The organism is Flavobacteriales bacterium, assembly GCA_013001705.1.
GTDB lineage: Bacteria > Bacteroidota > Bacteroidia > Flavobacteriales_D > JABDKJ01 > JABDLZ01.
Genome location: JABDLZ010000260.1, coordinates 1 through 3706, shown reverse-complemented (window position 1 = coordinate 3706; position 3706 = coordinate 1). Strand labels below are relative to the sequence as shown.

Annotated in this window: 4 protein-coding genes; 2 read left to right on the top strand and 2 right to left on the bottom strand. The window is 48.0% G+C overall.

Annotated elements, in window-relative coordinates; genetic code table 11:
• Positions 1-668, top strand: a 668-nt coding sequence (locus HKN79_10470; protein NNC83990.1) for a T9SS type A sorting domain-containing protein, incomplete at its 5' end; no start/stop codon positions are given.
• Positions 669-724: 56 nt separating this feature from the next.
• On the opposite strand, the gene HKN79_10465 is transcribed toward HKN79_10470, so the two are convergent.
• On the bottom strand, positions 725-1393 hold the full coding sequence (locus tag HKN79_10465; protein ID NNC83989.1) for a hypothetical protein: 669 nt from the start codon (positions 1391-1393) through the stop codon (positions 725-727).
• An 18-nt stretch (positions 1394-1411) separates the two neighbouring features.
• The gene (locus tag HKN79_10460; GenBank protein ID NNC83988.1) at positions 1412-1627 is read right to left on the bottom strand and encodes a hypothetical protein; all 216 of its coding nucleotides are present in this window, start codon (positions 1625-1627) and stop codon (positions 1412-1414) included.
• Positions 1628-1997: 370 nt separating this feature from the next.
• On the opposite strand from HKN79_10460, the gene HKN79_10455 reads away from it, so the two are divergent.
• Positions 1998-3706: hypothetical protein (locus HKN79_10455; GenBank protein NNC83987.1), on the top strand; the 1709-nt coding region annotated here is incomplete at its 3' end.

The window sequence follows — 3706 nt, the reverse complement described above, 5'->3', positions numbered from 1 at the left end:
GAGTAGGTGGAATCGATAAGGTGGGGGATGCTGTGTGGTTCACCGTCTACTATCAGGATAGTGATGTATACCCCTATGCCTATGCTTACCTATGGGTACCCGGCACGATAGGATTTCTGGATACCGTCCCTATGAACGGAGGTCAACCTCATGGGATCGAGCAGGTAGGGAATACTTTATTCTATGTGATCGATGACAATGACGATGATCTGGAGCGTCTCTACTCCTATGACCTGAGTACGGAGACGGACATCGGATTTGTAGACCTACCGGATACCCAGAATGATAACGATCAATCCCCTCGAGGACTGGTCTACAATGAAGGCTATCTCTATCTCATGGCCGATCGTGGTGGCCCAAGTGCCTTTCCATATAACATGCTCTACAAGTATGAGATAGACGTAGATCCAATAGGCGTTGAAGAGATTCCGAATACTGAAGTCCCTATCTCGCTGGCACCTAATCCGGTCAGGGATGTAGTACGCATCGTCAATGCGGATCTACTCGATTCCAATAGACCCATCTGGATATATGATGACTTGGGCAGAGAGGTGGATCGGCTGCGCGCAAGCTCTGAGCTCGACCTATCCCACCTTCCAGCAGGCAGATATCTGCTGATAGTTTCGGCAATAGGTGAACTGCATTCCTTGGAATTCATCAAGGAGTAGAAATAGAAAAAGGGCGTCTTTGATTGACGCCCTTACTCTTGAATATCGGTTGAGGCTCAGTCCTCGATCTCTTGTAGTCGGGAATTGTTCTCCTCGACCTTCTTTCTCACATTCAACATACGCTCACGGGCCATCTTGATGCGTTCCATCTTTTCTTCATAGACTTCTGCATCCAACTCGCCTGCATCGTATTTCTCCTGGATCAGCTTCTCGGCATTGTCCAGTCTATCTGACATCTGTGCACTGCGCTCAGCCATCTTTGCGGCACGTTTCTCCTGCATTTTGATGCGCTGCTCTTTGGTCATCCTATCTCCTTTCTCAGGCACACCTCGCACATGTCCATCTCTGAACTCATGGTCTTCACCTTCCTTATGCTCATGACCTTTGTGCTTCCCTTTGGAATGCTCGTGTCCTTTTCCGTGCTCATGACCGTGATGCTTTCCTTCTCCTTCGTCTTCTTCCTCGATCTCATCGCGATCATCATCTCCCTCATCGTCTTCATCGTCATCATTGGCAAGTCGGAGTTTTTTGCCTTTGTCCTTCTGTTTCTTGAGTTGCTTTTCCTTCTTCTCCTTGACCTCTTTGGCATCCTCTACTTGGTCATCCATTTCTTCCTCGACTTCTTCCACTTCTTGAGCGGCTTTCATCTTCAAGGTCTTGGCGTCTTGGGCCATCATGCTGTGCATGAATCCGAGACAAAGGGCGATTGCGAGTATATTCTTCATGTTCATCGTTCTGTTGTTTTATAGATCCTCTATCAGTGCGTCTATCTCTTGGTCGAGCTCTTCGATCTCTGATTCTATCTGCTCGGTCTCTTCCTCGAGGGCTTCGAATTCAGGAGAAACTTCTTCGATTTCCTCTACCTGTTCTTCAATCGGACCTGATTCTGATCCACATGCATTCAACAACAATGCCAAGGCCATCGACCCTATGGCCATGGATACTTTCAATCTTTTCATTCTCAATAGATTATGATATTCTGGCTGAAAGTACGCTCCTAGCACGCACCTGACGAAAATCAGTCTCGGACTTTTTCAACGAAATGAGCAGCATATCCTCTTCGATATTTCTCTGCATAATCCATTGGTCCATGCATGATTACATAGAGCTTCGAAAGCTTTCATACCGCTTCTAAGTGTCTAGATTACAATAAGTTAAACTATACTACAGGTTTGGAATTCTCCTTTTTTATTCTCACTTTACAAGGGAAAAACCCGCTCTTTCAGTAGAGCTTTTGACCAACTTCGACAAGGCTGCGCTACACTCTGATTGAAGACCCTACCGTGTAGCCCGCGTAGTGATCAGCACTGCCGACCAACACATTCCATCATGACTACCCTGACCCTTGACCTCAGGAAGATAGCCACGGCTATCCTGATACTCTCTGCTCAATTATCATTCTCTCAGCCTGCACCACAGACCGATTTCCATGCAGAAGGAATGATGGTCCAGATGCTTCCTCCCATACCAGGTAGCATCGATAGCTTCTTTGACATCTTCCCGGAGGTAGTCGTATCCACCAACAATGAAGCGGATATGCCTCTGCATGCGGACCTCTATGTCAATGACATCCTCGTAGCACAGGACCAGATGCATATGGTACGCGCGGCTGGGGGTGGCAATGGCTGCCCGGCCTCCTGCATCGGCAACTGCCAAATAGATGTCTGGCATCCCGGTGGCCCCGTGGTGATGTATGGTGGCACATGTGTAACTCTTACATCACCCGACAGCTGTGTATGTCAGACCGGTCCTATAGAACTATGGCCCTTACAGAATATCGAGTTAGAACCTGGCGACATCCTCCGTTTGGTGTTGGATCCTCAGAATCTCGTTCCTGAATATGATGAGACCAATAATGAATTGGTCTTAGAATATCGCGTGGATACCGATCTGGAGGCGCATGACGGTGAATTCTGGTTCGAGACCCTCATTCCCGGACACTCTATCGGGCCAATTGTCAATATAGGTAGCAACAGTCAACTCACCCTCCCACTGCATGCAGACCTCTACGTGAATGGTGTGCTGATGGGCGAAGACCGTATGCACCGTGTAAAAACTGCTGGTGGACAATGTATGGCAGATACCTGTGGTCAGACCTGTCAGGTCGATATCTGGCACCCCGGAGGCACGGTGGTCATGCATCAAGGCGTATGTAATCCCTTGACCCCCTCAGGGTGTTATTGCTATGTGCGAGAAAAGAAATTGTGGCCATTCGAAGGCATTCCATTGAATGACGGTGATAAAGTGAGGATCGTCATCGACCCTCTGAATCAAGTTCAGGAATTGGATGAGACCAATAATGAGATCATCCTACGATATGGAGCCCATACGGATTTCATACCTGTAGAGATGGAATTCCTTCAGCTCGGACCCGGACTATACGATATAGAACCAATTGTGGACTTCGGTACCAACAATCAACTGGCCATGCCTTTAGAGGCCGATCTATATGTCAACGGGGTTCTTTTGGGTCAGGATAGGATGCATATGGTGAAGGAGGCGGGAGGGCAATGTCCTGATGATAACTGTATCGGCACTTGCCAAGTAGATATTTGGCATCCAGGAGGCGTAGTGGTCATGCATCAGGGAATATGCGTTCAGCTCACTCCTGAGGGTTGCTATTGCTATGTGGCAAATAAGCGTTTGTGGCCCTTTACTGGCATTCCTCTAAGTCCAGGTGATGAGATTACCTTGGTCCTAGATCCTGAAGGACGGATTCCTGAGATCGATGAGACCAATAACACTTTGATCACCACATGGTTCCCAGAATTCGATTTCCAACCTGTGGATATGCAATTCCTCTGTCGCAATGCACTGGGCTACGTAACGGTGCCGAGCATCTTCATCATAGACTCCGATGGATTGGAAAAACCCCTTCATGTGGACTTGAAGATCAACGGAGAAACAGTGGTCTCACAGGATGAATGCTCTGGAATAGTGGACATCGTGAAGTGTCCGAGTGGAGGAGAATGCACAGGATCTTGTAGCTGGAAAGTGATCCGGAAGGAGAAGAGCAACCTCACCTATACAGGCAATTG